Annotated in this window: 23 protein-coding genes and 1 pseudogene; 11 read left to right on the top strand and 13 right to left on the bottom strand. The window is 67.4% G+C overall.

Features of this window, described 5'->3' with window-relative positions; genetic code table 11:
- Positions 1 to 208: 208 nt before the first annotated feature.
- The gene (locus AB0B72_RS20570) at positions 209 to 1,030 is read left to right on the top strand and encodes an MOSC domain-containing protein (RefSeq protein ID WP_367740444.1); all 822 of its coding nucleotides are present in this window, start codon (positions 209 to 211) and stop codon (positions 1,028 to 1,030) included.
- A 275-nt stretch (positions 1,031 to 1,305) separates the two neighbouring features.
- On the opposite strand, the gene AB0B72_RS20575 is transcribed toward AB0B72_RS20570, so the two are convergent.
- The 6 genes from AB0B72_RS20575 to AB0B72_RS20600 all read right to left on the bottom strand — a co-directional run bounded on the left by AB0B72_RS20575 (position 1,306) and on the right by AB0B72_RS20600 (position 7,740).
- Positions 1,306 to 1,851, bottom strand: a complete 546-nt coding sequence (locus AB0B72_RS20575; protein ID WP_367740445.1) for a hypothetical protein — start codon at positions 1,849 to 1,851, stop codon at positions 1,306 to 1,308.
- An 867-nt stretch (positions 1,852 to 2,718) separates the two neighbouring features.
- On the bottom strand, positions 2,719 to 3,378 hold the full coding sequence (locus AB0B72_RS20580) for a tetratricopeptide repeat protein (RefSeq protein ID WP_367740446.1): 660 nt from the start codon (positions 3,376 to 3,378) through the stop codon (positions 2,719 to 2,721).
- A 245-nt stretch (positions 3,379 to 3,623) separates the two neighbouring features.
- Positions 3,624 to 4,283, bottom strand: a complete 660-nt coding sequence (locus AB0B72_RS20585) for a zinc-binding dehydrogenase (protein WP_367740447.1) — start codon at positions 4,281 to 4,283, stop codon at positions 3,624 to 3,626.
- Positions 4,284 to 4,576: 293 nt separating this feature from the next.
- Positions 4,577 to 5,419 (bottom strand): carbohydrate ABC transporter permease, encoded by an 843-nt coding sequence (locus AB0B72_RS20590; RefSeq protein WP_367740448.1) that lies wholly within the window; start codon positions 5,417 to 5,419, stop codon positions 4,577 to 4,579.
- 10 nt (positions 5,420 to 5,429) lie between these two features.
- Positions 5,430 to 6,386 (bottom strand): carbohydrate ABC transporter permease, encoded by a 957-nt coding sequence (locus tag AB0B72_RS20595; protein WP_367740449.1) that lies wholly within the window; start codon positions 6,384 to 6,386, stop codon positions 5,430 to 5,432.
- A gap of 79 nt (positions 6,387 to 6,465) precedes the next feature.
- The gene (locus AB0B72_RS20600) at positions 6,466 to 7,740 is read right to left on the bottom strand and encodes an ABC transporter substrate-binding protein (RefSeq protein WP_367740450.1); all 1,275 of its coding nucleotides are present in this window, start codon (positions 7,738 to 7,740) and stop codon (positions 6,466 to 6,468) included.
- A 590-nt stretch (positions 7,741 to 8,330) separates the two neighbouring features.
- Between AB0B72_RS20600 and AB0B72_RS20605 the strand changes: the two genes are divergently transcribed.
- The gene (locus tag AB0B72_RS20605) at positions 8,331 to 8,843 is read left to right on the top strand and encodes a hypothetical protein (RefSeq protein ID WP_367740451.1); all 513 of its coding nucleotides are present in this window, start codon (positions 8,331 to 8,333) and stop codon (positions 8,841 to 8,843) included.
- 330 nt (positions 8,844 to 9,173) lie between these two features.
- On the opposite strand, the gene AB0B72_RS20610 is transcribed toward AB0B72_RS20605, so the two are convergent.
- Together AB0B72_RS20610 and AB0B72_RS20615 are read right to left on the bottom strand one after the other, a co-directional pair.
- Entirely contained in the window at positions 9,174 to 9,758 is a 585-nt protein-coding gene (locus AB0B72_RS20610) for a hypothetical protein (protein ID WP_367740452.1), read from the bottom strand.
- Positions 9,759 to 10,020: 262 nt separating this feature from the next.
- Positions 10,021 to 11,253, bottom strand: coding sequence for an MFS transporter (locus AB0B72_RS20615; protein WP_367740453.1), 1,233 nt, complete (start codon positions 11,251 to 11,253; stop codon positions 10,021 to 10,023).
- Between the two features lie 84 nt (positions 11,254 to 11,337).
- Between AB0B72_RS20615 and AB0B72_RS20620 the strand changes: the two genes are divergently transcribed.
- Positions 11,338 to 11,976 carry a FadR/GntR family transcriptional regulator gene (locus AB0B72_RS20620; RefSeq protein WP_367740454.1) on the top strand — a complete coding sequence of 213 codons (639 nt, stop codon included), beginning with the start codon at positions 11,338 to 11,340 and terminating at the stop codon, positions 11,974 to 11,976.
- Between the two features lie 137 nt (positions 11,977 to 12,113).
- Here AB0B72_RS20620 and AB0B72_RS20625 read toward each other — a convergent pair whose 3' ends face one another.
- Together AB0B72_RS20625 and AB0B72_RS20630 are read right to left on the bottom strand one after the other, a co-directional pair.
- The gene (locus AB0B72_RS20625) at positions 12,114 to 14,453 is read right to left on the bottom strand and encodes an FtsX-like permease family protein (protein WP_367740455.1); all 2,340 of its coding nucleotides are present in this window, start codon (positions 14,451 to 14,453) and stop codon (positions 12,114 to 12,116) included.
- Entirely contained in the window at positions 14,453 to 15,184 is a 732-nt protein-coding gene (locus AB0B72_RS20630) for an ABC transporter ATP-binding protein (protein ID WP_367740456.1), read from the bottom strand. The genes AB0B72_RS20625 and AB0B72_RS20630 overlap by 1 nt, the downstream gene beginning before the upstream one ends.
- A 98-nt stretch (positions 15,185 to 15,282) precedes the next feature.
- Here AB0B72_RS20630 and AB0B72_RS20635 point away from each other — a divergent pair, with 98 nt between their 5' ends.
- A complete protein-coding gene (locus AB0B72_RS20635; protein WP_367740457.1) occupies positions 15,283 to 15,891 on the top strand; it encodes a DNA-binding response regulator in 609 nt (202 codons plus the stop codon).
- Here the strand turns inward: AB0B72_RS20635 and AB0B72_RS20640 are convergent.
- Positions 15,832 to 17,937 carry a sensor histidine kinase gene (locus tag AB0B72_RS20640; protein WP_367740458.1) on the bottom strand — a complete coding sequence of 702 codons (2,106 nt, stop codon included), beginning with the start codon at positions 17,935 to 17,937 and terminating at the stop codon, positions 15,832 to 15,834. The genes AB0B72_RS20635 and AB0B72_RS20640 overlap by 60 nt on opposite strands.
- Positions 17,938 to 18,063: 126 nt before the next feature.
- Between AB0B72_RS20640 and AB0B72_RS20645 the strand changes: the two genes are divergently transcribed.
- Positions 18,064 to 18,513, top strand: coding sequence for a phosphotransferase family protein (locus tag AB0B72_RS20645; RefSeq protein ID WP_367740459.1), 450 nt, complete (start codon positions 18,064 to 18,066; stop codon positions 18,511 to 18,513).
- 415 nt (positions 18,514 to 18,928) lie between these two features.
- On the opposite strand, the gene AB0B72_RS20650 is transcribed toward AB0B72_RS20645, so the two are convergent.
- Positions 18,929 to 19,525, bottom strand: coding sequence for a hypothetical protein (locus AB0B72_RS20650; protein ID WP_367740460.1), 597 nt, complete (start codon positions 19,523 to 19,525; stop codon positions 18,929 to 18,931).
- A 422-nt stretch (positions 19,526 to 19,947) separates the two neighbouring features.
- Between AB0B72_RS20650 and AB0B72_RS20655 the strand changes: the two genes are divergently transcribed.
- From AB0B72_RS20655 to AB0B72_RS20680, 6 genes and pseudogenes are all read left to right on the top strand, one after another.
- A complete protein-coding gene (locus AB0B72_RS20655) occupies positions 19,948 to 20,163 on the top strand; it encodes a hypothetical protein (RefSeq protein WP_367740461.1) in 216 nt (71 codons plus the stop codon).
- A 49-nt stretch (positions 20,164 to 20,212) separates the two neighbouring features.
- Entirely contained in the window at positions 20,213 to 20,431 is a 219-nt protein-coding gene (locus tag AB0B72_RS20660; RefSeq protein ID WP_367740462.1) for a hypothetical protein, read from the top strand.
- Entirely contained in the window at positions 20,431 to 20,880 is a 450-nt protein-coding gene (locus AB0B72_RS20665) for a hypothetical protein (protein WP_367740463.1), read from the top strand. The genes AB0B72_RS20660 and AB0B72_RS20665 overlap by 1 nt, the downstream gene beginning before the upstream one ends.
- Positions 20,881 to 21,422: 542 nt before the next feature.
- A complete protein-coding gene (locus tag AB0B72_RS20670) occupies positions 21,423 to 21,782 on the top strand; it encodes an Arc family DNA-binding protein (RefSeq protein WP_367740464.1) in 360 nt (119 codons plus the stop codon).
- Between the two features lie 498 nt (positions 21,783 to 22,280).
- Positions 22,281 to 23,525: pseudogene (locus AB0B72_RS20675) on the top strand (IS256 family transposase).
- On the top strand, positions 23,522 to 24,019 hold the full coding sequence (locus AB0B72_RS20680) for an HAD domain-containing protein (protein ID WP_367740465.1): 498 nt from the start codon (positions 23,522 to 23,524) through the stop codon (positions 24,017 to 24,019). The pseudogene AB0B72_RS20675 and the gene AB0B72_RS20680 overlap by 4 nt, the downstream one beginning before the upstream one ends.
- 478 nt (positions 24,020 to 24,497) lie before the next feature.
- Here the strand turns inward: AB0B72_RS20680 and AB0B72_RS20685 are convergent, their stop codons facing one another.
- Complete coding sequence (locus tag AB0B72_RS20685) at positions 24,498 to 24,866, bottom strand: hypothetical protein (RefSeq protein ID WP_367740466.1); 369 nt, start codon at positions 24,864 to 24,866, stop codon at positions 24,498 to 24,500.
- Between the last annotated feature and the right edge of the window lie 226 nt (positions 24,867 to 25,092).

The raw sequence follows: 25,092 nt of genomic DNA on the forward strand, positions 1-25,092 counted from the left end.
ACCCGGCCGTACGACCGCTCCGTGAACATTTCACGCCGCGGCTCGGACGGCGCCTGCGCGGAGCCTCCCCCGGCGGCAAGGTCACCGCGAAAAGATCCGAGGTCACCCCATTCGAGCAGGCCACGTCTGGACAGGCGGTCTGCGGATGGTGAACCCGGGTAGACGCCGACCACTCGTGAAAGCGCTCTCTCGAACGTAGCGTGTCGGGATGGAGCTAGCTGAGATCCGGAAATATCCGGTTAAGTCAGTTTCAGGGCGGACGGTGGATTCGACGGTCGTGGAGCCTTGGGGGCTGGCGGAGGACCGCCGCTGGGCCGTCGTGGACGAGCACGGGGAATTGCACTGGGCCGGGGAGAATCCCCGGATGCTGTCCGTCGTCGCCAGTGTCACCGACGAAGGGGGGCTGCTGCTCGACGCGCCGGACCTACCCCAGCTGAAGGTCCCCCCGGCCACCGGAGAGCGCGTTCCCGTCGGCTTCGCCGAAGTGGACACCGTTGTGCTCGCGGACCCCGGCGCGCACGCCTGGTTCACCCGCCTGCTCGGCAAACCCGCCCGCATGGTCTGGCTCGACGACCCCAACCGCTGCGCCGTCCCGGCGTCCCACGGCGGCCTGCCCGGCGACGTCGTCAGTCTCGCCGGGGACGCCCCCATCCTGCTCACCTCCCGCTCCTCGCTGCGGCAGTTGGACGACTGGATTATCGAAGGCGCTCTGGAACGCCAGGAGGATCCGCCCGCACCGCTGGACATGGCCCGCTTCCGCCCCAACCTCGTCGTCGACGCCGCTCCGCCGTACGCGGAGGACAAGTGGCGCGAAATCCGCATCGGCTCGCTCGCCTTCCGCGTCACGGAACGCTGCGACCGCTGCGCCGTCACCACCTACGACCCGGTCACCTTGCAGAAGGGCAAGGAACCCCTGCGCACCCTCGCCCGCCACCGCCGCTGGGACGGCAAGACCTGGTTCGGCATCCGCCTCGTCCCCCGCGGCCGAGGCGAACTACGACTCGGCGACCCCGTCACCGTCCTGGCCTGAACCGGCTCGACGTCGCAGGACCTGCCAGACCTTCAGCGGGCCTGCGATCCGGCCAGCACGGCGGCCTGCTCATCTCCGCCAACGTCGACGGACGAAGCGATGGCGTCCTGCTGTTCATCGCGGATGGCCATCTCTCCTGTCTTGAGGTCTACAGCGTCGAGGATGAGCCGGCCCGGCTCCCACGGCCTGAAGAGCTCATCGTGGACGCACCCGGCTCCCGGCTGGCGTCTTTGATCACCGCCTCAACGGACACGCTTCCAAAAGCCGATCTTTGATCAGGGATGGCGGTCAATGACGACCATCATGTCTGCCTGGTACCGATCCAGTTCAAGATCGGCCCAATCCTCACCGGAGCGGATCTGATGAAAGCGAAACGTGGCGGCGGTGTCGTTCGCGTTGACAATGCATCGGACGGGAACCGGCTCTGGTAGAGCTTGGACAAGGCCGGACACGTCGTCCGCCACAACCAGGCCGAGCCTCAGCAACACAATCTGATCCTCATACCTGATCTGAGGTTGTCCGCCATCGAGGGTCGCCACATGAATCAGCGCATAGTCTTCCAGATGAATAGCATTGACGTTGCACTCATAGCCGGTCAGATCCTGCCAGCCCATTTTGGCGATCGCTGCCGCCGGAGAAGCCGGCGCGGCCCGTTGGCTCACGTGCTCAGCGAATACCAGAGCGCCTTCGTTGTACGTGAATCCTTGAGCGAACTTGTCACGTAGACCTTGACTGACAACCGGAACGGCGGACGGCGGATCGGCGGGTGTGAGCGGTTGAAGCGCAGATGCCGCCGCCTCGTTCATACGGATAGTGAGCACCGGCGTACGGTACCGACCTCGGCAGCGGTTGACCAGTTCACGGAAATTCGGGAAGGTGCCCCTGGCCCGACGAATGTGATGCCGGCCAGTGAGGTTCGAGCAGCAGAGCCAGCACCTCAGGGGAAGCGGACTCGGCGGCCTTGGTCCCGCTCGGCTTGTCACGGTCGACGGCGGGCGGGGCGATCAGGCCCCACCTCAGCCACCTACGGCCGGCCACGATGAGCGAGGCTTTGGCGATCGCCCCGGAGCCGGAGCGCCCCGCCGGAGGCTTCAATAAACAGCAGCTTGAGGATCGCGGCATACTCGGCGAACCCAAAGTTGACGGCGTCTCCGACTATGAGGTTCTCGATATAAGCACTCCAAGATCCACGTGGCGAATCTCCTCTGGGCAGGTCAGGCTGGATCCGAACGTCAAGTATCGAGCTGAAGCATGGCTCGGAGACGGCAAGCAGGGAACCTTCGGCGCAGCGGCATTCACGCTGAAGGAGGCTGAGGCCCTTACGTCAGGACAAGTTTGGTTCGGGGACTCTGGAAGTGCGGTCTCATGGGAAGACTTTCTTGCGTCCCCTAGGCAAGGGGTATGCCATTAGCATTTCACCCATGGAATATGAAGGACTTGTCGTGCACTACGAGCGGATGCTTGCTGTCGCCCAGTTCCTTGATGTGGGGACGCCCGAGCAGTAGCACATCCCCCGCTTCAGGCCGGACCAGACCGAGCAGGAGTTCAATGACGGTGGTCTTGTCGACTCCGTTCGCTCCTGCCCGGCCGACCGGACTCCGCGGCCCCCGGGGCCCGGTGAGTGGCGGCGGCCTCAGCCCTTGAAGGTCATGGCGTCGGCAGCTTGGGCGCCTGGCGTGATCGCGTGCCTAGATCTCCGTTCTCGCCTGCTCGATCTGCCGCACGATGGCATGGGCACCATGCGCCTCCGCGATGGCGTGCGCCTCGCCGAGTGTCGCGAGCGCGTCCGCCCGGCGGTCCTGGGCGGCGGCGACGTAGGCCAGCCCGACCATGTTGGCGGCCACGACCGGCAGAGCCCCGACCTCCCGGCTCAGCCGCGACGACTCCTCCAGCCGCTCGCGCGCTTCATCCAGCCGACCGGCCATGTATGCGGCGATGCCCAAGTGCCGCAGGGCCTCGGCCTGGGTCGGCTTGTCGCCGACCTGCACCGCCAGCCGGCAGGACTGCTCCAGCTCCGGAACCGCGGTCTCGTTGTCACGCCGGACGACTTGATGGAGGCAGCCGATCCAGAACAACGCCTCGGCCTCGCCACGCGCGTCACCCAGCGCCCGGTACAGCTCGATCGCGCGCTCGAACAACGTCAGTTCAGCCGGGTCCTCGACGGGTGAGCCGGCGTTGGCGCGCTCGGTGAGAAAACGCGCATGCAGGATCCGCCCACGGGCCAACGCGGCATCGGCCTCCACCGCGTCCAGGCCCCGTTCGGCGTTGGTCAGCACGCTGGCGTCGCCGCTGAACACTGCCCGTTCATAGAGCGTCTTGGCCTGTTCGATCCGGTCTTCGGCGCTCATCGCCCGCCCCGCCCTGACATCGCCGCTACGTGCTAGATCATCTGTAGAGTACTCCGGCCACAGGATCGTCATGTGGACGATCAGCGATGGGTGGGCCGACCGGTCTGAGCCGTACTCGTCCTCGGAACAGCGACTCATCCTCGGCACAGGCACGCCCGATCCAAGGGCGATCTGCACGACCGGCGCTGATGCCGCCCCGGGGCCGGTGCGGGTTGTTCAGCCGGTACTGATTCGAGACAAGAGCCCTACCGGCCGTCTCCCACGGTCAGTACGGCCTTGCCGCGTACCTCGCGGCGGGCCAGGGCGTCGAGCGCGTCGGGGGTCTTCTCCCAGGGGAGAGTCAGGCCGATGCGGGGGATGAGCCGCCCGTCGGCGACAAGCGCGGCGAGGATAGCCAGGTCCTCGCCCTTGGTCTCCTCCGGCACCGGGCTGATGAAGCCGACGATGTGCGCGTTCCAGCCCTGGGCGTAGAAGTCGGCCAGGCGCAGCTCGGCCGAGCCGCCGATGTTGCCGTACCAGGCGAGATGGCCACCGGGGGCGATCCGCCGTACGGCCTGCGCGGTCAGCGGGCCACCGATGCCGTCCAAGACCAGGTGGAAGGCGGCCATGCAATGGGTGGGCACCGGGATCCGCTCTGACCAGCCCTCCCAGTCCAGGTAACAGGCCACCCTGGTGCCCACGGCCGGGCCGCTGCCGTCGGCGGCGGCCCGGACGACGAAACCCGCCACGTCCTGCCCCGGCCGCCATCCGTCCGGACGACGGGCGATGAGATTGAGCTCGTCATGGTTCACGGCGTACGCCCGCACCTCGACCACGGCCTCATGAGGTGCCGGCGACGGCTCCGGCAGATCATCGGCCAGCCGCAGGCCGGCGCGGCCACCTGGGTCGGTAATGAATCCGCGCATGCCGCATCCCGTTTCTCAGACCACAACGTGCAGCCGACACAACGGGGTCACCTACTTCGACATTCCGCCACGGACCGCTCCGAAGGAAGGTGCGTCTGTCGGGGAGCCCAGGACCTTGGCGCGTTCGCGGAGGCGGAGCCCAGGGGTTCGAACCCCGACTTACTGGTTGCGAACGGGAGCCAGTCACGACGTAGACAGCTATCGCCCTGCTCGGGTGTGTGATGCCGGACGTCAGTGTGAAGTGTCGTGTGGCCCTGTTGGCGGCCGCCGGGGCCCGGTGAGCGGCGGCGGCCTCAGCCCTTGAAGGCGCCGTCCATGATCCCGGCCACCATGCGCCGCCCGACGAAGACGAACAGGACGATCAGCGGAAGGGTGGCGAGGAAGGAGCCGGACATGGCGAGCCCCAGGTCGATGTTCATGTTGCTCTGCAGTGCCTTGATCGCTATCTGGACGGTGTACATCTCCGGCGACTTCAGCACCACGAAAGGCCACAGGAAGTCGTTCCAGGCGTAGACGAACCCGAGCAGACCGAGCACGAACGCGGCCGGGCGTACCAGCGGGAACGCGATGCGCCAGAAGATCTGCCAGATCGTCGCCCCGTCGATGCGGGCCGCCTGCAGGAGCTCGTCGCTGATGGCATGGGCCATGTGCTGGCGCATCCAGAAGATCCCGAACGCGTTGGCCAGGCCGGGGACGATCAGCGCCTGCAACGTGTCCACCCAGCCCAGCGACGACATGATCATGTACTGCGGGACGATGGCGAGCTGGGTCGGCACGGTCATCGTGAGGACGACGAGCACGAACAGCGCATCGCGTCCCCGGAAGCGCAGTTTGGCGAACGCGAAACCGGCCAGCGCGCACAGGACGGCTTGCCCCACGCCGATCGTCCCGGCCACGACCAGACTGTTGACGATCGACCGGACGAACGGCACGGTCGAGAAGACCAGCCCCGCGAGGTGGAAGAAGTTGCCGCCCGGGACGACTCTGGGGGGTAGCTCCGTGGCCGCCGCGGTGTCGGTGGTGGCGACGACGAACATCCAGTAGAGGGGAAACACGCAGGCGAACACGGCAAGGGCCAGCAGAGCGTAGACCCACCACCGGAGGCGGTCGCCGGACCGCGGTGTCGTCCTACTCATGATCGCTCCCTTATGCCCTCTCCGGGCGGATCCGGGTGGACAGGAAGTAGTTGAGCCCGGCGAACGCGACGACCATGACGAACAGTGCCACGCCGACGGCCGCGGCGTAACCGAACTTGAACTGGATGAAGCCCTGCTCGAACAGGAAGAGGGTCAGCGTCTGGCACTGGCGGATCGGCCCGCAGGTGTTCGGCGCACGCTGGGAGATGAGCAGGGGCTCGGTGAAGATCTGCAGCCCGTAGATGGTCGAGGTCACGATGGTGAACACGATGACCGGCCGCAACGCGGGGATGGAGATGTGCACGAACTGCCGCAGACCGCCGGCGCCGTCGACGGCGGCCGCCTCGTAGATCGTCCGGGGGACGGCCTGCAGGGACGCGAGGTAGAGCAGCGTCGTGTAGCCGAACCACCTCCAGGTGACCATCACGGCGATCAGCGTGTGGCTGCCGGGCACCGACTGGAGGAAGTCGATGTGCCCGATGCCGACCAGGCCGAGCAGCCAGTTCAGCAGCCCGTAGTCACGGTCGAACATCTGGGCGAAGACGATCGCGGTGGCGGCCACCGAGGTGATGTACGGCACGAGCATCGACATGCGGAAGAACACCGCGAAGCGCAGCCGCACGTGGTTGAGCAGGTGCGCCAGCACAAGCGCCACCAGCAGCTGCGGCACGGTCGACAGCGCCCAGATGCTGACGGTGTTGCGCGCCGCGTTCCAGAACCGCACGTCCTCGAACAGCCGGGCGAAGTTGTCCAGGCCGACGAACACGTGCTCGCCGATCGGGTTCCAGTCGAACAACGCCACGTAGAAGGTGAACAGCAGCGGGATGAGGCCGAAAATCGCGAAGAGCACGAAGAACGGGGCGATGTAGGCGTAGGGGGCCACGAACTCGGTGAGGCGGCCCCGCCTGGTCACCACCGGTGCCGGCGGAGGCGGGGCCTCCTTGGTGAGGCTGATGCTCGTCGTCACAGGTGTGATCACTTTCCCGCCGCCGGTGCCGGACGTCTGGGACGCCGGGCGCCGGCGGCGCTCGTGGCAGGGGACCGCCCTAGCCGCCGATCGCGTTCTTGATGTTCGTCACAGCCGCGTCCCAGGCCTTCGCGGGGTCGCCCTTGCCCTGCTCGACGTTCTGGATGGCGTTGGTGAACTCCGTGCCGATCGTGGTGCTGTCCGGCCCGATGAGGAACGGCTTCAGACCCAGCAGCGAGTTGGTGTAGATGGTGCCGACGGGCGCGCCGGAGAAGAACGGGTCCTTGACCGAGGTGAGCTTCGGGTCCTTGTAGACCGACGGGGTCGAGGGCAGCGACCTGGCCTGGGCGAAGTGATCAAGCTGGCCCTGCGGCGACTGCGTGGCGGCGATGTAGTCCCAGGCGGCCTTGGGGTTCTTGGCGCCCTTGGGGATGGCGAGGAAGCTGCCGCCCCAGTTGCCCGAGCCGCCGGGGATCGTGGCGATGTCCCACTTGCCCGTGGTGTCGGGGGCGTTGTCGCGGATGGCGCCGAGCATCCAGACCGGTGCGGCTATGACGGCGAAGTCCCCCTTCTTCATCGCGGCGCTCCAGCCGTCGGTGAACGTGCTCTGCTTCGCGGTGATCCCGGCGGCCACGGCCTTGAGCGCCTGGTCGAAGGCGGCCTTGACCTGAGGACTCCGGTCGTACACCGGATTACCCGCGGAGTCGTAGTACTTCTCCTGCCCCTGGTTGACCACCTGCGAGTAGACGCTCCCGCCGGCGTTGTCGACGAACGCCTTGCCGGTGGCCGCCTTGTACTTCTTGCCGGTCTCGATGAAGGCGTCCCAGGTGGGCCAGAGCTTGCTCACCTCCTCGCGGTCCGTCGGCAGCCCGGCGTCCTTGAACAGGTCGGCCCGGTAGGCGATGGCCATGCCGCCGACGTCGGTCGGGATGCCGATGATCGCGCCGTCCTTGGTCGTGGACTGGCTGATCACCCAGTCGAGGTAGTCGCCCTTGATCTTGTCGGCGCCCATCGTGCGCAGGTCGACGAAGTTCTGCGACTGCTGGACGAACTTGGGCAGGTCGTCGCCCTGGATGAGCACCAGGTCAGGCACCTTGCCGCCGGCGAGCGCGGTGGTGAGCGCCTGAGCCGTCTCCTGCGCGTTCCCCACCTCCGTCAGCTTCACCTTGATGTCCGGCCTCTTCGTGGTGTACTCCGCGAGGGACCCCTTGGCGTTGATCCCGGTGAACGACCAGAACTCGAACGACTTGCCGTCCCCGCCGGAGGAGGTCCCGGACGACGAGCCTGAGCACGCTGCTGTGGTGAGGGCCGCGGTAGCGACGAGCACGACCGCTGAGACGTTGCGGAACTTCACGGCGACCTCTTTTCGCTTGCTGTGGTCAGGGATGTGATGTGCGGCCCGGCACCGAAAAGAAGCGCTGCGCCCGCCGGGCACCTCTTACGTTTCGGTCCTCGTGCTCGCCCGGAACGCAGGACGCCGACGGTGCGGTGCTACTTCAGGCTCCGGACCGCGAGCGCCGGACAGGTTCAGCACCGCCACGCCGACCTGGTGCCTTGTCTGCAGAGCCTTCTGACGTCACTCTTGGGATTGAAACTTTCGGAGATGTCACTTCGATCGTTGCTCCAGGACAGTAGGCCTCTGTTAACCTGAGCGTCAATATTCGTACGGCTACGTGTCTGAAACAATCGGCCCACCGGTTTTATGTTTCGGGAGCACACCGGGCCCCTCACCGTGACGACGGAAGCCGCCTTCCCGCAGATCACCGGGAACGAAGGAGAGATCCGGCGCCTCGCCGACGAGTCTCTGACCGCGACCATCCGCGCCGCCATGGCCGCGGTCGCTCTCCGAAGGAGTGGCCCGAATGCGGGTGAGTCGGCCAGGACCGGCGTGAAGGCCGATTGCCCCGGCAAGTCGTAAGCGGCGACATCTGGCAGGATCACTGGATGTTCGACTTCGGGATCCCCGGCTACCGGCCGGACTGGCTGAGCGGGCGTAAAAGGATCACGGCTGTTCACGGGCCGAGGCTTGCTCGCCTCGTTGGCCGGAAGTTGACTCGCACGCTGGTGGTGTGGGATCTCGACGAGGACGAGTGGTTCCCCGACTGCCCAGTCCTCCTGGATTTCGAGGGCGAACAGGTTGAGATCAACCACTGGAAGTTCGACGAGGTCTCCATCACCTGGAACACCGTCGATCCGGCGCGCGCACTGGACTGGCCGGACTTCCACATGGCGTGGCGAGACGACGTGCCGGATGAACTCGCCGTGCTGGTTGGACAGCCTTGCTCGGCTGTGGAGCTGCTGATGTGGAGGAGCAGGGATCACGTGGAGGGGACCATCGTGTCCCTGGGATTCGGCTTCCCGAACGGCCAAGTGACGATCTACAACGCGCTTGATGAGAACGGCATGGAGTTCACCCCTCCCGGCGACCTCTACACGCGGTACGGGCTCGGAAGGTGACGATCAGCGCTATAACCACAGCAGAGTTGTCGGTCGGCCTGCTGGTTGCCGCGAGTACGGCCAACTCTGGACCGCTGTCGCCTCAGGCCGCAAACCGCGTCCCCGCACCGCAGATTTGATGATCGCTTGCGTAGCGATCGCCAACCGACTCCCGCTCTACACCTGCAACCCGAAGGACTTCAAAGGTCTGGATCATCTGCTCATGGTGGTTCCGGTCAGCCGCCCACAGTGGGGACACGAAGGACACGACGACTCCCTGAAGCGCTTGTCCTAGTCGACCAACCACCACTGGGCGATCGCAAGGCGCAGGTGGCCAATTGGCGGTGAGAACTACACCAGCTTCCCTCGCGTTGAGGCATACCGGTCCATCTCGTAACGCCTGAGCAGCAACAAGAACATGACCAGCACTACACCAACCACGTAGTACACGATCGGCCCGAACTCGACGATGTCCCACCCCCGGAAGCGGAGCGTTTCTACGCAGGCAGGCACTATCTCCACGGCGAAGGGGATCGTGAACACCACGGCGATCACCACAAACACTGCCACCGTCACCCAGCCGGCGATCGTGCCCCACACCCGAGGAAGGGCAAGGGTCGCACTCAGACCAAGCGCCATTACGGCGGTGGGCCAGGCATTCGACTCGGCGGTAGTAGTCCACTCCTGGATCCTCCACAGCCACCCGAAATTCCCCTGCGGTCCACCGATTGAAAAGTCCTTGGCGTAAGGATCGGCCGCAAGCGCGCGACCACACAACAAGACAAAGCTTTCCGTGTGGGTAGGCGCTGCTGGGAGGTACCACCAGACGGTACGCAATGCGGGAGCCGCGAGAGCCGCCAGGGTCAACAGGGGCAGCCCCCAGCGCGCGGGAATCGTTGATGATGGACGCAGGAGTGCCTCCAGTTCATCGTTCAAGGAGGTGCTTAGCATAGGCCAGGCTGAACCGGGGGCTGCTATGGATAAGACGCTCCACGTCGGCGGCGTTGCCGCACTCTGCTGTATTCATGACAAAGGGGCCATTCCTCGAAGACGAGAAGTGGCCCTTGAGTTGCGGGCGCCGACAGGGGGCGAACCCCTGGCTTCCTGCTGCAAATCGGCCTGATCACCAGAGACAGCGGGCTCGACCTGGGCGAGAGGCAGCCCGCGTATGACCGCGAGTACCCCCTGTCGACCGCCCTTAATGGTTCGTCTGCTGTGGCGCAGAGTCCTCCACGAAGCGAGGACGGCAAGCGAACCAGCCGGCGATCACCCCTGGGATGGCGGTCGCAGCGAGCACCAGGAGCGGGATCGACCATGATCCGGTCGCCTCGCGCAGAAGGCCCAACCCGATCGGGCCGAAGCACGCCAGCCCGTAGCCGATGCCTTGAACGAAGCCCGACACGGCAGAGGCTGTCCGCGGGCTCCTGGTTCGACGGTTGATGAGGGTCATGCAGAGCGGGAAGGTGCTCACCCCGATTCCCAGCGCGCACACCCACATCAGCGTGCCGTCGAGCGGGGACAGGAGCAGGCCCAGGTATCCCGCCACCAGGAAGATCGCGCACCCGACGACCACGATGAACGGGTTCGTCATGCGCGTGGCCAGGTGTGGAACCACCAAGGCCGCGAGCATGCCCCATGCCGAGTAGAGCGCGACCATGGAGCCGCCCAGGGCCGCGCTGCCTCCTGCGTCGGTGAGCACTGCCGGGACCCAGGTGACGATCCCGTAGTTGGACAGCGAAATCATCGCGAAGAGGATCACCAGCCCCCAGACGGTTGATGATCGGCTGATCCTCGGTGCCGCATCGGTCGCCGTCACAGCCGCGGGCGCGTGGTGATCGGCGGGCAGCCTGACTGCCAGGACGAGCCAGACCACACCAGCCACAGCAGCTGGTCCCGCCCAGACACCTACCGAGAGCCGCCACGTCGCCGCTTCCGCCACCGGGACCGCGAGGAGCGGGGCGATGAACTGGCCCGCCTGCATGAGGATCAGGTAAAGCGAGGTCGCCAGGGCCAGCCGATCGGGGAACCAGGCCTTCACCAACGGAACGACCACGACGTTCGCGGCTCCGATTCCGGCCAGTGCCAGCACGGTCGAAAGCACCAGCAACAAGGGCGTTGGAGAGAAGGCGCGCATCAGGAGCGACAGAGCCGTCAGGCCCAGCGCCACAGTGGCCGTGCGCTCGAGTCCGAACTTCCTCGTCACCGCCGGCGCGAGAAACCCGAAGATGCCGAAGGACACCGTCGGCACAGTGCCGAGCAGGCCGGACAGCGTCACCCCGAAGCCGAGATCGGATCCGATGATCTCCAGGAGCGGAGTGAACCCGGTCACGGCCGTTCGCAGGTTGACCGCTGTCAGGGCGATGGCGAGCCCGGCCCACAAGGTCAGACGCCCACGGTGTAACGGAACGAGCGATGAGGAGAGCGATGCCACGTTATACTCCGGTGTAAGGTCAGCAGATGATGGGATTATGGGATGAGTTCCGAAGATTCTGACACGCGACAGCCGATGCGTCGAGTGGGACTCATCGACCAGGCTGCCGAGCGCTTCCGCGAGGAGGTGGCCTCTGGACGCTGGCCGGTCGGTGAGCGGATACCGAGCGAGGCCGCACTGGTGTCGGAGTTCGGGATCGGTCGGAACACGGTGCGCGAGGCGGTGCAGTCGCTGGTGCACGCAGGTCTGCTGCGCCGTGAGCAGGGCCGCGGCACCTTCGTCATCTCCAGCTCCGAGCTGACAGGCACTCTTGAACGTCAGCTCGCCGGTGGCACCCGTCGCCACTACCTGGAACTACGCCTTGCCCTTGACAGCGCTGCAGCGTCACTGGCCGCATTGAACCGCTCGGATGCCGACGTCGAACTGCTGCGCGAGCTGCGCGACCGTCGAGAAGCGAGCTGGTCGACCAATGATCTCGACCTGCGAGCGAGCGCGGACCTCGCCCTGCACCGCGCGATCGTGGCAGCGACGCACAACCCTCTCTACGTCAAGCTGTACTCCAGCATGCTCGACATCTTCGCTGCCCACATGCGCGACGAGAAGAGCGAGGACGAGGACGCGGCACACCGCTACCACCACGAGCTCGTCGAGGCGATCGCGGACGGGGACGCCGACCGTGCTGCCGCGAAGGTGGTTTCCATCTTCAGACTCTTCATGCGCTGAACCACGCAATCGGACTTCTGATTGAGTGGCGCCTAAGTACGTGGCGCACTGCGGAGAGTGCCGCCGCGAGGCCCGCCGCCGCCTTTCGGCGTCGGTGATGGTCGACTGCTACCTGCTGTACGAGCACTTCGCGGACCTCAGGCGGACGTCACGGCGTCGGCCGGGCGGGTCCTGAGGGCCAGGCGGGCGGGGAGGGCCGTGGCGGTCAGGGCCAGCGCGGCCGCGGCCGCAAGCACCAGGACGTACGTCCCGAGATGGAGGTACGGGGCCGGGGAGCCGGTCATGCCGGTGGCGAAGGCCGACAGGGTCACGAGGGCGATCGCGGTTCCGGCGACGGCGGCCGTCAGAATCGCGCACAGGGCCTCCAGGCGGAGCATGCGCAGGATCTGGCGCCGCGTGGTGCCCGCCAGTCGGAGCACGGCCAGCTCCTTCGTCCGGCCGGACGTCGCCATGGCCAGGGTGTTGACCACGGCGATGCCGGTGAAGGCGATGATCAGCCCCAGCGCCACGTAGGTGACCTGCGGATTCGCGACCGCGACCGCGGCAGCCTGCGCGCGGTCCAACACCGTCGCGCCGGGCACCGCGCGGGCCAGCGCGTCCCTGGTCAGGGTGGGGGCCGACACCAGGAGGGTGCCCGTGGGATCGTCCACGTGGCCGGAGACGAGCGCGTGCGGCAGCGTCAGGTCGCCGAAGCCGAGGCCGCGGGTGTACACAGCCGAAATCTTCAGGGTGGTGCGGGTGCCGTCGCCGAGGGTGAGCCGCAGCGGGTCGCCGACCGTGAGGCCGAGCCGGGTCGCGGCGGTTTGGCTGACGGCGGCCGCGTCCAGTTCGACGGCACCGGAGACGACTCCCAGGTCGAGCGTGCGGGGGTCGTAGGTGACGGCTTGGGCGGTGTACTTGTCCAGGCCGACCCTGACCGTCGTGCGCACCACCTGAGTGACGGCCTCCACCCCGGGGACCTTCGCGACGGCCGCGGCGGGCGCGCCCGGCAGCACGTAGCCGGCGCGCGTGCCCGCCTCCGCCTGCTCCTGCGCGGCGTCGCCCATCGTGGTCTGTACGAACAGGATCGTGCAGGTCATCGCCACCATCAGAGTGAGCGGCGACAGCACCGAGGCCAGACCCTTCGGGGCGGCGCGCAGGTGCCTTGCGGCGAGGAAGCCGGTCACCCCTGCCACCCGTAGCGGCAGCGGCACCACCCTGGCCGCCAGGGGGCCGAGCAGCGTCGCGGCGATCGTCCAGACCAGCGCGGTCAGCATGGTCACCGGCGTGGCCGCCGCCTCCGTGCTCAGGTTCGACAGGACCACGGTGAGCACCACAGCGCCCGCGGTCAGCGCCAGCCCGGCCAGCAGCCGCACCAGGGGCAGCCGGCCGTCGTCCAGCGCGGCCTCACCGAGCGCCTCCACCGGCCGGACACGGGAGAGGCGGCGGGCCGACATGCGGGCCGCGACCCAGGCGGCCGACACGGTGGCCAGCAGCGCGGCCAGCGCGGGAAACGGGCTCACCACCAGGCGCAGGTTCGCCGGGACCGCGCCCAGCGACACGAACGTGCCGTGCAGCCAGAAGCCGAGCCCGATGCCCGCCGCCGCGCCGAGCACCCCGGCCACCGAGCCGGCCAGCAGCGCCTCGCCGCCGACGAGCTTGCGTATCTGCTTGGGGGTGGCCGCCACGGCCCGCAGCAGCGCGAGCTCGCGCCGGCGCTGCTGGATGGACAGGGCGAACGTGCCCACCACGACGAGGACCCCGACCAGCAGTGAGGTGCCGGCCAGCGCGCCGCCCATGCTGATCAGCGATACCCGCGCCTGCTCCGCGTCCAGGAACTCCAGCCGTCCGCGCTCGTCCCCGGTGTACAGCACGGCGCCCTGGGGCGCGCGGGAGAGCGCGGGGAAGACCCCGGTGGCGCTGACCATGCCCGGATGCCCGGCCAGGCGGCGGGCCTCGGCGGTGCTGAAGAACACGGTGTCCTGGCTGGGCAGGGCCTGCGCCGTGACGCCCACGACGCGGTGCCCGCGCAGCTCCGTGCCCACGTGCAGCCCGGCGCGGGCGTCCACCACCACCTCGCCCGCGGCGCGCGGCGCGCGTCCCGTCGCGATCGTGAACGGGGTGAGCCCGGCCGACTCCCAGCCGTGCCCGGTGAACCCACCGAACGGAAACGTGACCTCCGTGATCACCCGCTGCACCCCGGGCGTGCCGCGCAGCGCCGTGACGACCGAGATGGGCAACCAGGCCCGCTCCGACAGCGGCTTGGCCTTCGTCTTCGTCTTTCCCTTGCCCTTGTCGACGGTCTCGCGGACGTACTGGTCGGCGGCCACGATCGCGGGCGCGCCCGCGTACCGTTCCGGGGCGACCGTGCCGCGCAGGCCCGTCTCCAGCAGCATCAGGCAGGCGCACACCAGGGCGGCGGCGCACAGCAGCGCCACGAACGCCCCCGCGAAGGCCGCCTTGCGGTGCCGCAGCATCTTCCACGCGAAACCCGTCATCACTTCCACGCCCCCAGCCCGGTCATCCGCTCGGCCACCTTCTCGGGGGTCGGGCCGCTCATCGTGTCCACGATCTGGCCGTCGGCCAGGAAGAGCACGGTCTCCGCGTACGAGGCTGCCAGCGGGTCGTGCGTCACCATCACCACGGTCTGTCCCATGGCCGTCACCACCTCGCGCAGCAGCCGCAGCACCTGGCGGGCGGTCATCGTGTCGAGCGCGCCGGTCGGCTCGTCCCCGAACACCACCTCCGGCCGGGTGACCAACGCCCTGGCCAAGGCGACGCGCTGCTGCTGGCCACCGGAGAGCTCCGCGGGCCGGTGCCCGGCGCGGTCCTCCAGGCCCACCCGGGCCAGGATCTCGCCGAGCCAGGCGCGGTCCACGCGCTCGCCGGCCAGGCGGAGGGGGAGGGTGACGTTCTCCGTCACGTTCAGGGCGGGGACCAGGTTGAACGCCTGGAACACGAAGCCGACCCGGTGCCTGCGCAGCTCGGTCAGCTGGGTCTCGCCCAGACGCGACAACTCGGTGTCGCCGAGGCGGACCGAGCCCGACGACGGCACGTCCAGCCCCGCCGCGCAGTGCAGGAACGTGCTCTTGCCCGACCCGGACGGGCCCATCACCGCCGTGAAGGAGCCGCGCGGGATCCCCACCGACACCTCCCGCAGGGCGGCGACCGCGCCCTGCCCCTTTCCGTACACCTTGCTCACGGCTTCCAACCGCACGACGTCTGTCATGCCTCCAAGCCTGCTGATCCGCGGCTACGCGGCCCAGAGACGCCATCACCGATGCCCCATGACGTCGTCATGATCCGGACACTGGTACACATGTCTCCGTGATTCGCGTACTTCTGGCCGAGGACCAGGCGGTGATCAGGGGAGCTCTGGCGGCCCTCCTCGGGTTGGAGCCGGATCTGGAGGTCGTCGTCACCGTCGAGTCGGGCGCCGCGGCCGTCGCCGCGGCGGCCGTGGACCTGCCCGACGTGGCGGTGCTGGACATCGACATGCCGGGCGGCATGGACGGGCTCGAGGCCGCCGCCGAGATCCGCGCCCGGGTGCCGGCGTGCCGGACGCTCATGCTCACCGCGCACGGCAAGCCAGGGCACCTCAAGCGGGCGCTGACGGCGCAGGTGGACGGGTTCATGCTGAAGACCGCGCCGCCGGAGGAACTGGCGGCGGCCATCCGCGCGGTCGTCCGGGGCGAGCGGGTGCTCGATCCCGCCCTCGCGGTGACGGCCTGGGACCTGGCCGACAACCCGCTCACGCCCCGCGAGGCGGACGTGCTGCGGCGGGCGGCGGAGGGGGCCGACGCGAAGGACATCGCCGCCGGATTGCACCTGACGCCGGGGACCGTGCGCAACAACCTCACGGGCATCGTGGCCAAGCTAAACGCGCGCAACCGCACCGACGCCGTCCGCATCGCCACCGAGTCGGGCTGGATCTAGCCGGGCCGGCTCGGGCCGGTAGGTCACCCGGGCGTCGAGCCGAAACCAGCCGTCCTCGACACCCGTGGTGAGGCGCCCGTCGAGCGCGGCCAGACGGGTTGCCAGGTTGCCCAGGCCCGACGATCCCCGGCGGGCCTCCCCCGGACGGGCGCCGTCGTTGCGTACGAGCAGGCGTGCCACGTCATCGTCAGCGGCCGTCGAGATCTCGCAGTGGCGGGCGGTGCTGTGGCGCAGGATGTTCGTGACGGCCTCGCGGAGCACGGTGCTGAGCACGGTCTCCACTTCGGCGGGCAGCGGCGGGTGCGCCAGTTCGGCGGTGACCTCGACGCGGGCCGCCCGCAGGACAGACTGAGCCGACTCCGCCTCGGCGCGCAGCGACAGCTCGTGCTGCTCGCCGGAGACCGAGCGCAGGTCCTGCTGGGCGTGTTCGGCCATGTCCAGAATGTCGGCCAGCTCGTCCCGCGAGCGTTCCGGGGGGAGGCGGCGGGCCAGTTCGCATTTGAGCAGGATGGCCGCCAGGCTGTGGCCGAGCAGGTCGTGCAGGTCGCGGGCGGCGCGCAGCCGCTCCTCGACGACGGCCGAGCGGGCCAGGCCCTCCCTGGCCGCCTTGAGCTCCTTGGCGAGCTGGGCCAGGCGCAGCAGACTGTAGATGACCAGGCCGGTGACCAGGGTGCTGAGCGTGAGGTTCGCCTGCTGGCCGGCCGGCAGCGCGTACAGGGAGGCCAGGACGTTCGTGCTCGCCACGACGGCGGCGACCAGCGGCCAGGCCACCAGCGGCCGGAACGCCAGCAACACCGGGCCCGCCAGGAAACCCTGCGTGCCCAGCCAAACCGGGCCGAACAGCGGGACCGGCGCGTAGGCCAGCACGGCCATCACCGCCAGCGCCGTCATGTGTCGGCCGTGCACGGATCTGAGCTGCATGACCACGATCACGGCCAGCATCGCCGACGCGGGCGGCAGCAGCGTGGGCGGGATCTGAATCAGGGCCTTGGCGCTGAACCCGACCAGCACGGCGGCCAGCAGAAGCACCGACATGTCCGTCTTCTGACGGGCCTCCTGCGGAGGGTGGGGGGTGTGCAGGGCGGCTTCGACGGTGTAGTGACCGCGATCCGACAGGCCGCGCTTCAGCCTGCCGCCCGCGGCCCTGACCTGGTCGTCGAGACCGGCCAGTCCGTCGTGCTCGGCCGTGCGGCGGCCGTCGTCGGCGACGCTCAGGTGTACCGTGCCGCCGCACTCGCCAGTCTCGATCCTGCAGGAGCGGGCGGCGCCGCGGCGTACCACGTCCGTGACGGCCTCCCTCAGCACCGTGGCGAGCAGTGCGCCCGCGGGCCCCAGCGGTTCGGTGTGCCCGGCCCGCACCTCCACGGCGATCCCCGCGGCGTCGAGCATCGCACGGGCGGTGGTCAGCTCGGGTTCGAGCGACATCGCGCGGTAACTCGCCGCCGCCGAGCGCGCGTCCGCCAGCGACCGCCGGGCCGTGGCCGTCACCTCGCCGAGCACCTCCGCGGCCCGCGACGGCACGGCGAGCGAGCGGCGGGCGCCCGCGCCGATCGCGGCCAGGCCGCGACCAAGACCGTCGCTGAGCTCGGCCGTGATGCGCAGCCGCTCCTCGGCCACGGCAGCGGCGGCCAGCGCCAGGCGGGTGGCGTGCAGTTCGCTTACCCGCTCGACCAGCCGGATGAGCCCCGGGATGATCAACGTCAGCACCGCCGTGGTGATCGTCGTGTCGAGGGTGGTGAGCGCGTCGCCGTTCCGCGCGTACGCGATCACCACCGCGCTGAACACGACCCCGGGTGCCAACGCCCACAACCTCGTTACCAACAGCGAGCCGGCCAGAAAGCCGAGCACCGCTACGGACGACCCCGACCCCAGCGTCACCCAATAGACCAGCACGGCCTGCGCCGCCGGCAGCCACCACTTCCGCGACCACAACGTGTACAGGCACTGCACCGCGAAGACCAGCACCGCGCCCGGCGCCCCGGCCAGGACGTACACGCTGGACAGCGCGGCCAGCACCACGACCACGATCAACCGCGCCAGAAACACCTGAAACCCCCTAAGCCACGCAGAAGCCTAGGAGAACCCTGTGGGCAGCACGGCGACGGGGATGATCAGAGATTTGGCTGCCTGCCAGCTGTGTGATATCGATGAGCCGCGAAGCCGGCCCGTAAGTTGCCGTCCGCCCATGCCGGGCACGTCCAACGATTGCTCGCCGACTTCGATCGGCGGGTCGACCAGGTACGAGACACCGCGGCGGTGTGGGTGGTCACGCACGGCGAACCGCACCCCGGAAACGTCATGCGCACCCCGGCTGGACTGCGGCTCATCGACTGGAACACCGTACAGATCGCTCCGCCGGAGCGGGACCTGTGGATGCTCACCTCCGCCTTTGCCCGCATGCTCGGCGAGGACCCGGTTGGCGACGATGGCGTACTCGCCCGTTGCACCCGGGCCACCGGCCGGGCCGTCTCCCCGGCCGGCCTCGCGCTCTATCCGCTCTGGTGGCGGCTCGCCGACATCGCCATCTTCGTCGACCAGCTGCGCCGGCCGCACGACACCGGCGAGAACATCGCCGCATCGTTGACCTATCTCACCGGCTATCTCGAATCCAGCCGAAACTGACCTGCGGTCTGGACGACGGCGCGTCGCGCCGCCGTCTTGACAGCCTCGCGCGAGGACAACTCAAGAGTGAATCGGGCACACAACGGGACGGAAGAGCGCGAAGGCCGAATAACGATCAAAGCCCAGGCGAAAAACGATCTCTGACCTGGGCTTTTGCGAGGTGGAGCCTAGGGGATTCGAACCCCTGCGTTGCTCACCGACGGGGCCGCCGACGCTGTCACTCGCTATCGCCTCGCACCCTGGCGGCAGTGCCTCGACGTCCTTGCGCAGGACTGACCGACCGAGCTGATCCATCAGGTCCGCGAAGCCGAGCGATGCGACCCCCACGGCGAACGCTGGCCACGGAGTAAGGTGCACGACGACGCCAGTGCCGCCTATTGCCAGATTTGACTTCGTGGCAGGGTGCTCCGCATGCTCAGATGGCAATGGGAAGGGGCTCGATCCAGCAGTCGGCCACTTTGGGAGCGATGAAGGCACGGGCATCTTCGGCGTCGGCTTCGGTGATGAAGACGCCAGCACCGCCGATGTCCGGCTCGCCTCGCCGATCGACGCGAGTCATGAGCACATAGACAGTTCGATACCGTTGCCGCCGAACCTGCTGTTCCTCGGTCTCCATCACCTGCATGAGTTCCTGGATCGAGGCGACATTGAGCCCGGGTTGGAATCCATCCAGCGGTTGGGTGGGCCACCTTGGCATGTCGCTATCGGCGGACGCGAAAAGGCTCTGTCTGGTACGCGAGAGAACGTCCTCCCGCCAGCCCATCGCCGAGCTGATCACGTAGTCGGCCTCGCCCTGGCTCTCAAGAAGGAAGACTCGCTCGTCATCGACGGGGATGCTGGGTGTGCTCGCCTTGATCCGGTAGGCCTCCTCGTCCGTCGCGTTCCGAATGGTGAGCCCCCGATAGCTCTGCCTGATTTTCAGGACCTCGACCGGCTTGAACAGCACGTCGATCGTCGTGCCGGACCGGTCCTCTTCGGGATCGCTGCGGAACAACAACTGGCTGTGGCTCACGCCGTAAGCGCAAAGATAGAACCGGCGATCACTCCGGAAGACCACCGAGCCCGGTACCAGTGGGCTTTTGCTGTGCAGCCATACGTTGCTTATCACGCGGACGATCGTCTTAACCGGGACTGGCACGAGTCAAGAATCGGCTTCTGTATACCCCCTAGACAGTTCTCGTTTGCGGACCGCCGGCCGCCACTGTCTAGGGGGATGGACAAGGAAGTGGTGAACGATGGCACTGCAAGGACCCATTCCGATCAGCTTCGATCGCCTGTTCCCGTACGGCTGCTTCGTCGTGGGCGAGGTGACCGCGGCGAAGGACTTCGACGCCAAGCGGGACACCCAGGCCAAGGACAAGGCGACCAGCCTGCCGGTCTGGCAGGCCCCGGTGATGGACGCCGACCCTCTCACTCAAGGCCGCGCAGAAGACGGTGACCGTAAAGATCCTCGCCGAGGTTCAGCCGGTCGTCCCGCCGTCGCTGCCGGGCGTGCCGCTGGCCCCGGCCGAGTTCGACTGGCTGGAGGTCAAGCCGTACGTCCATCAGGCGACAGGGCGGCTGGCCTACTCGATCTCGGCTCGGGTGATGCGGGCTCCCCACTCGGCAGCCGACAAGCCCGTCCCCGCTCAGGCGAAGGATGCGGCCTGATGGCACGGCGGACAGTACGGCCTATAGCCGTAATCAGCCTGAACAGCGGTTGCGGAGCCTCGGCAAAATCCCTGCCGTACCCGGCCCGGACGCCGGTGCCGGCGCTGGAGTTCAGCGCGACCTCGGGCTGCTGACCACCTCGGACAGCGACCAGGTCAGCCCGGCCGATGTCGATTTCGCCCGGCAGCTCGCCCGCGAAGCGGCCTCGTTCGCCCGATCGGTCGAGCGCCGGTTCCACGGCCTGGCCAACGGCCGCGGAGTGGCGTGATGGCGCACGGCCCCTACACCCATCTGTCGATGTCGATCGACCCCGGCCAGCGGCCCCGCATCGACATCTCGGTCTACGCCTCTATCACGGTGTCCACCGCGGCCAAGGCGTACCGCCTGCTGCGGGCCGTGCTGATGACGGCCGTCGAAGAGGACAAGCTGCTCAGCCGGAACCCCTGCCGGATCAGGGACGCGGACAACGAGCAGACGCCGGAGCGGCCCATTCTCACCGTCGCCCAGGTCTTTGAGCTGGCCGACAAGATGGCCGACCGGCGCTTCCGCGCGTTGATCCTCCTAACCACGTTCGCCAGCCTGCGATGGGGTGAGGTCATCGCGTTGCGGCGGTCGGACATCGATCTCAACGCGCGTACGGTCCGCGTACGGGAACAGCTCATCGAGCTGGATGGCGGAGACAATCAGAGAGGCGGTGTTTTTCGAGGTGGAGCCTAGGGGGTTCGAACCCCTGACTTCCTGCTTGCAAATCGGCCCGCTCACCAGGAGAAACGGCCGCGACCTGGAGGAAGGGAAGTCCGCGAGTGATCGTGAGTACCCCCTGTTGACCTCCCGTAATGGCCCGCTAATGGCCCGGCGCTCAGGCTCGCGACCTGCCGGCGGGCACGGGCGCCCCTGGTCCACCCCGTCCCTCTTCGTACCTCCGACGCCCAGGACGCAACCGCCGTCTCGATGGTCGGCTCGCTGTAGACCGGAACCCCCTACCTGCGGAGGTTGTGTCGGACATAATATGGGCATGAAAAGGTCGCGCTTCTACCGGTCGGCGCGCAAGCATCGCATCGGACAGGCGCACGCCTTACATGTCGTCCGATCTGGTCCGCCAGCGATCGTGCCGGCCGCCGACCCGACGTTGGAGGACCGATGGGTCTGGCTCCAGGCCCCGATGATCGGGGCGTGGAGCTGGAGGTGATCGGCATCCTCACCGATAAAGCTCTAGCGATCATTCACGTGATGCCAACCGCGCTACGGAGAAGGACGCCATGACTGAGCACGAGGCAGCCTGGCCACCCGAAGACATCGAACTGGTCCTGGACGGCGACTCCGACATCGACAGCGAGTCTGAAGAGATCTATGACGCCAAAGGCAATCTGATCACTGACGAGTACGTGCAGGGTGCCATCGACGACGTTCATCGCGCGATCGATGAGGGCCGTGTACCCGTGCCTACTGGTCGCCCCGGGCGCCCATCGCTCACAGGCGAGAGCACCCATTCCCCAAGGGTCTCCTTCAGAGTTCCCGAGGAGTTGCGCGAGCGTGCGAAGGCCCGCGCCGAGCAAGAAGGGAAGAGTGTGTCCGCGCTGGCGCGGGAAGCCTTTGAGAAATTCCTCAGAGCGGGATGAGCACCGCGACGAGCAGCGGCACCAGGTGGCCAAGCAGGTCGACAGCCTCGCGCGAGGACAACTCGAGAGTGGATCCGGGCACGGAAGAGCGCGAGGGCCGATTAACGATCAAAGCCCAGGCGGGAAATCGGTCCCTGGCCTGGGCTTTTGAGTGAGTGGAGCCTAGGGGATTCCAACCCCTGACTTCCTGCTTGCAAACGGGAGCCAGTCACGACGTAGAGGGCTCCTCGGCCTGTTGAAGAGGCAGTTATGGGCCGGTGGCGTGTGGTCGTGTGAGGCGGTGTTGCTGTATCCGGCTGCTGTATAGGCCGCTCCTCTGATGGAGGGGCGCGGCCTGCCCGGCACTGTATCCGATCTCTAGGGTTCTGGAACAGTCGCGGTCTGCCCGGAGCAATGCTCAGAACCTGTGGATCGGCTCGGGGGCGTACCCTCCCGAGTGATCGATTCGAAGGTCACTGAGTAGGCCGACGTTGGCGCGTCGGCTGGGAGGGCACGCCCATGCTTACCGTGGTCAATGCCGGCGGCGCGGCGTCGAATGGATCGTTGATCGATGAGATCGTTCGGGAGGGAGCGCGGCGGATGCTGGCCGCTGTGCTGGAGGCCGAGGTCAACTCCTACTTGGCCGAGCTGGCCGGCGCTCGCGACCGCCGTCTGGTGGTGCGCAACGGGTTCCACGCCGAGCGGACGATAGCAACCTCGGCTGGGCCTGTGCAGGGTTAGGCGCCGCGGGTGAACGACAAGCGGGTTGATGCCGAGACCGGCGAGCGTAAGCGCTTTTCTTCAGCGATCCTGCCACCGTGGGCCCGCAAGACCCCGAAGATCTCCGAGGTGCTTCCGCTGCTCTATCTGCACGGCCTGTCCACCGGCGACTTCGTCCCGGCCCTGGAGCAGTTCCTCGGGTCGTCGGATGGGCTGTCGTCGGCGACGGTGTCGAGGCTGACGTCTCAGTGGACCGACGATCATCAGGCGTTCCAGAAGCGCGACTTGTCGGCAACCGACTTCGTCTACATCTGGGCCGACGGCGTACATCTGAAGGTCGGGCTGGACCAGGCCAAGGCGTGCGTGCTGGTCCTGGTGGGCGTCCGAGCCGACGGCAGCAAACAGCTGATAGCCCTGGACGAGGGCTATCAGGAGCCGTCGGAATCGTGGGCGCACCTGCTGCGCGACTGCGCACGGCGCGGAATGCGCGCCCCGCATCTGGCGGTCGGCGACGGGGCTTTGGGCTTTGGGAAGGCGCTGCGCGAGGTGTTCCCCGAGGCCAAGGAGCAGCGCTGCTGGGTACACAAAACTGCGAATGTGTTGGACTGCCTGCCGAAGTCGGCTCAGCCGGCGGCCAAGGCCGCGATCGCAGACATCTACAACGCCGAGGACAAAGACCAGACCACCAAGGCCATCAGGACATTCGAGCGGCAGCACGGGGCGAAGTTCCCCAAGGCCGTCAAGAAGATCGTCGACGACGCAGACGTGCTGCTGGCGTTTTACGACTACCCGGCCGAACACTGGATCCACCTGCGCACCACGAACCCGATTGAGTCGACACTCTCCACTGTCCGACTACGCACCAAGGTCATTCGCGGTTCCGGTTCCCGCGCGGCGGCCCTGGCGATGACACTCAAGCTCATCGAGTCCGCCCAACAACGCTGGCGCTCGGTCAACGCGCCCCACCTCGTCGCTCTGGTGCGTGCCGGAGCCCGCTTCGAACGCGGCGTACTCGTCGAGCGTGACGAGGCCACCGCAGCATGACCAGCCATGCCGAACGCCCGTTGCTCTTCCTCGACGTCGACGGGCCGCTTCTCCCGTTCGGCGAGGACCCGCAACGCGCACCGGGGGCTACTGCAGCGGACTCGCGCTTGGCGCGGCTCACCTGTGAGGTCGGGAGTCGGCTGGCAGCGCTACCCTGCGAACTCGTCTGGGCGACAACCTGGGAAGACGAGGCGAACGCCGAGATAGCACCCCGTATCGGGCTGCCGCGGCTGCCCGTCGTGAGCTGGCCGGACCCATCCGACGGGCATGAACGCGAGGACCAATGGTTCGGGCTCTGCTGGAAGACTCAGACCCTGGTGAACTGGGCGGGCGGACGCCCGTTCGCCTGGGTCGACGACGAGATCACCGACGCCGACAGGGAGTGGGTTTCCACGCACCATAGTGGCCAGGCTCTCCTCCACCACGTGGAGTCGTACCGGGGACTCGCCGATGACGACTTCGCAGCCCTCGATCAATGGTTTCGAGCTCTGTGAATCACCCGCAATCCACAGGATTTGACAATTACTCTCTGCCCGTACTTCATTCCAAAGGAATACAGAGCGCCGTCGCTACGAAGACCAGTGAACTTTAGCCCGTTCGCACGCGGCTCGACCAGGGTCAAACGGACGACCTGGGGACCGAACTGAGTGGACAGCTCAACAAGATCGCCAACTTTGAGGTTCTCGGCAACGACCTCTGCATTCATGCCCCTTATCCTGTCTGTCCCTAGCAACCCGGGTTCAACGTTGTATCACCGTGCAGGGACCTGCAAGTGCCCTGTGTGGTTCCCCACGCTCGCGCACCGTCTTCGAGTCGGCCTGAAGGCCGGGTACAAATTGCACTCGCTCTCTACCTGCACGGATTCGCCCTGAACCGCAAACGACCTGGGAAAACGCTTCCGTTCGTTGTCATCGCTTGCCATCACTTTTCGAAGCCATGTGCCCCCAGAGTGCCCCCAGCGGATGCATCACGCTACGACTGATCGTGGTGGAAGACGTCGTGTAGCCAGTGATCGAAGTACCTGCGTACAGCGTCGAAGTACCTGCGTACAGCGTCGCTGTCCCGAGGGTTCAGCGCCAGCCATTCGCGGGCAGCCCGAACCATCTCGACCGTAGCGAGGTCTTCTTCAGCTGGCTTGAGCTCCACCCAGTCGGTGAGATCACCCCACAGGTTGTACATGCTGACCGCGTACTCGTACTCGCCGGTGGCGATGACCTCGAGCGTGTCGCCCATAAATTGCAGGCCGACGTCGTAAGGGTCGTCCGCGCGAAGGACCTGCTCCGCGAGGTCGCGGGTGTGCTCGAGATAGGCCAGCCAAACCTCGTCATCTGAGCTGCTCACGGGCCGAGGATCACACGTCGCCGTGCCCGGCCGCAAATCCTCGTGGACCGCTTACTTATCAGGCAATGACAACAGACTCTCGACCTGGTCTTGCAGGCTCTTCACCTGCGGTGACCGTCCGCCGCCGTGCACCTGTGTCCAGGGTTGTCCGTTGGCGTTGTGACGCAGTTCGTCACGCAGAGAAGTGTGTGGGCCGGCTACATGCTGCGTAGCCGATCAACCGCTT

This window comes from Microbispora sp. NPDC049125 (genome assembly GCF_040802045.1).
Lineage (GTDB): Bacteria > Actinomycetota > Actinomycetes > Streptosporangiales > Streptosporangiaceae > Microbispora.

Excerpts from the sequence above, each read along its gene's own strand:
- AB0B72_RS20665 (WP_367740463.1), top strand. The coding sequence starts at position 20,431 with ATGGCGCACGGCCCCTACACCCATCTGTCGATGTCGATCGACCCCGGC.
- AB0B72_RS20570 (WP_367740444.1), top strand. The coding sequence starts at position 209 with ATGGAGCTAGCTGAGATCCGGAAATATCCGGTTAAGTCAGTTTCAGGG.
- AB0B72_RS20680 (WP_367740465.1), top strand. The coding sequence starts at position 23,522 with ATGACCAGCCATGCCGAACGCCCGTTGCTCTTCCTCGACGTCGACGGG.
- AB0B72_RS20580 (WP_367740446.1), bottom strand. The coding sequence starts at position 3,378 with ATGAGCGCCGAAGACCGGATCGAACAGGCCAAGACGCTCTATGAACGG.
- AB0B72_RS20585 (WP_367740447.1), bottom strand. The coding sequence starts at position 4,283 with ATGCGCGGATTCATTACCGACCCAGGTGGCCGCGCCGGCCTGCGGCTG.
- AB0B72_RS20625 (WP_367740455.1), bottom strand. The coding sequence starts at position 14,453 with ATGACGGGTTTCGCGTGGAAGATGCTGCGGCACCGCAAGGCGGCCTTC.
- AB0B72_RS20670 (WP_367740464.1), top strand. The coding sequence starts at position 21,423 with ATGACTGAGCACGAGGCAGCCTGGCCACCCGAAGACATCGAACTGGTC.
- AB0B72_RS20605 (WP_367740451.1), top strand. The coding sequence starts at position 8,331 with ATGTTCGACTTCGGGATCCCCGGCTACCGGCCGGACTGGCTGAGCGGG.
- AB0B72_RS20590 (WP_367740448.1), bottom strand. The coding sequence starts at position 5,419 with ATGAGTAGGACGACACCGCGGTCCGGCGACCGCCTCCGGTGGTGGGTC.
- AB0B72_RS20630 (WP_367740456.1), bottom strand. The coding sequence starts at position 15,184 with ATGACAGACGTCGTGCGGTTGGAAGCCGTGAGCAAGGTGTACGGAAAG.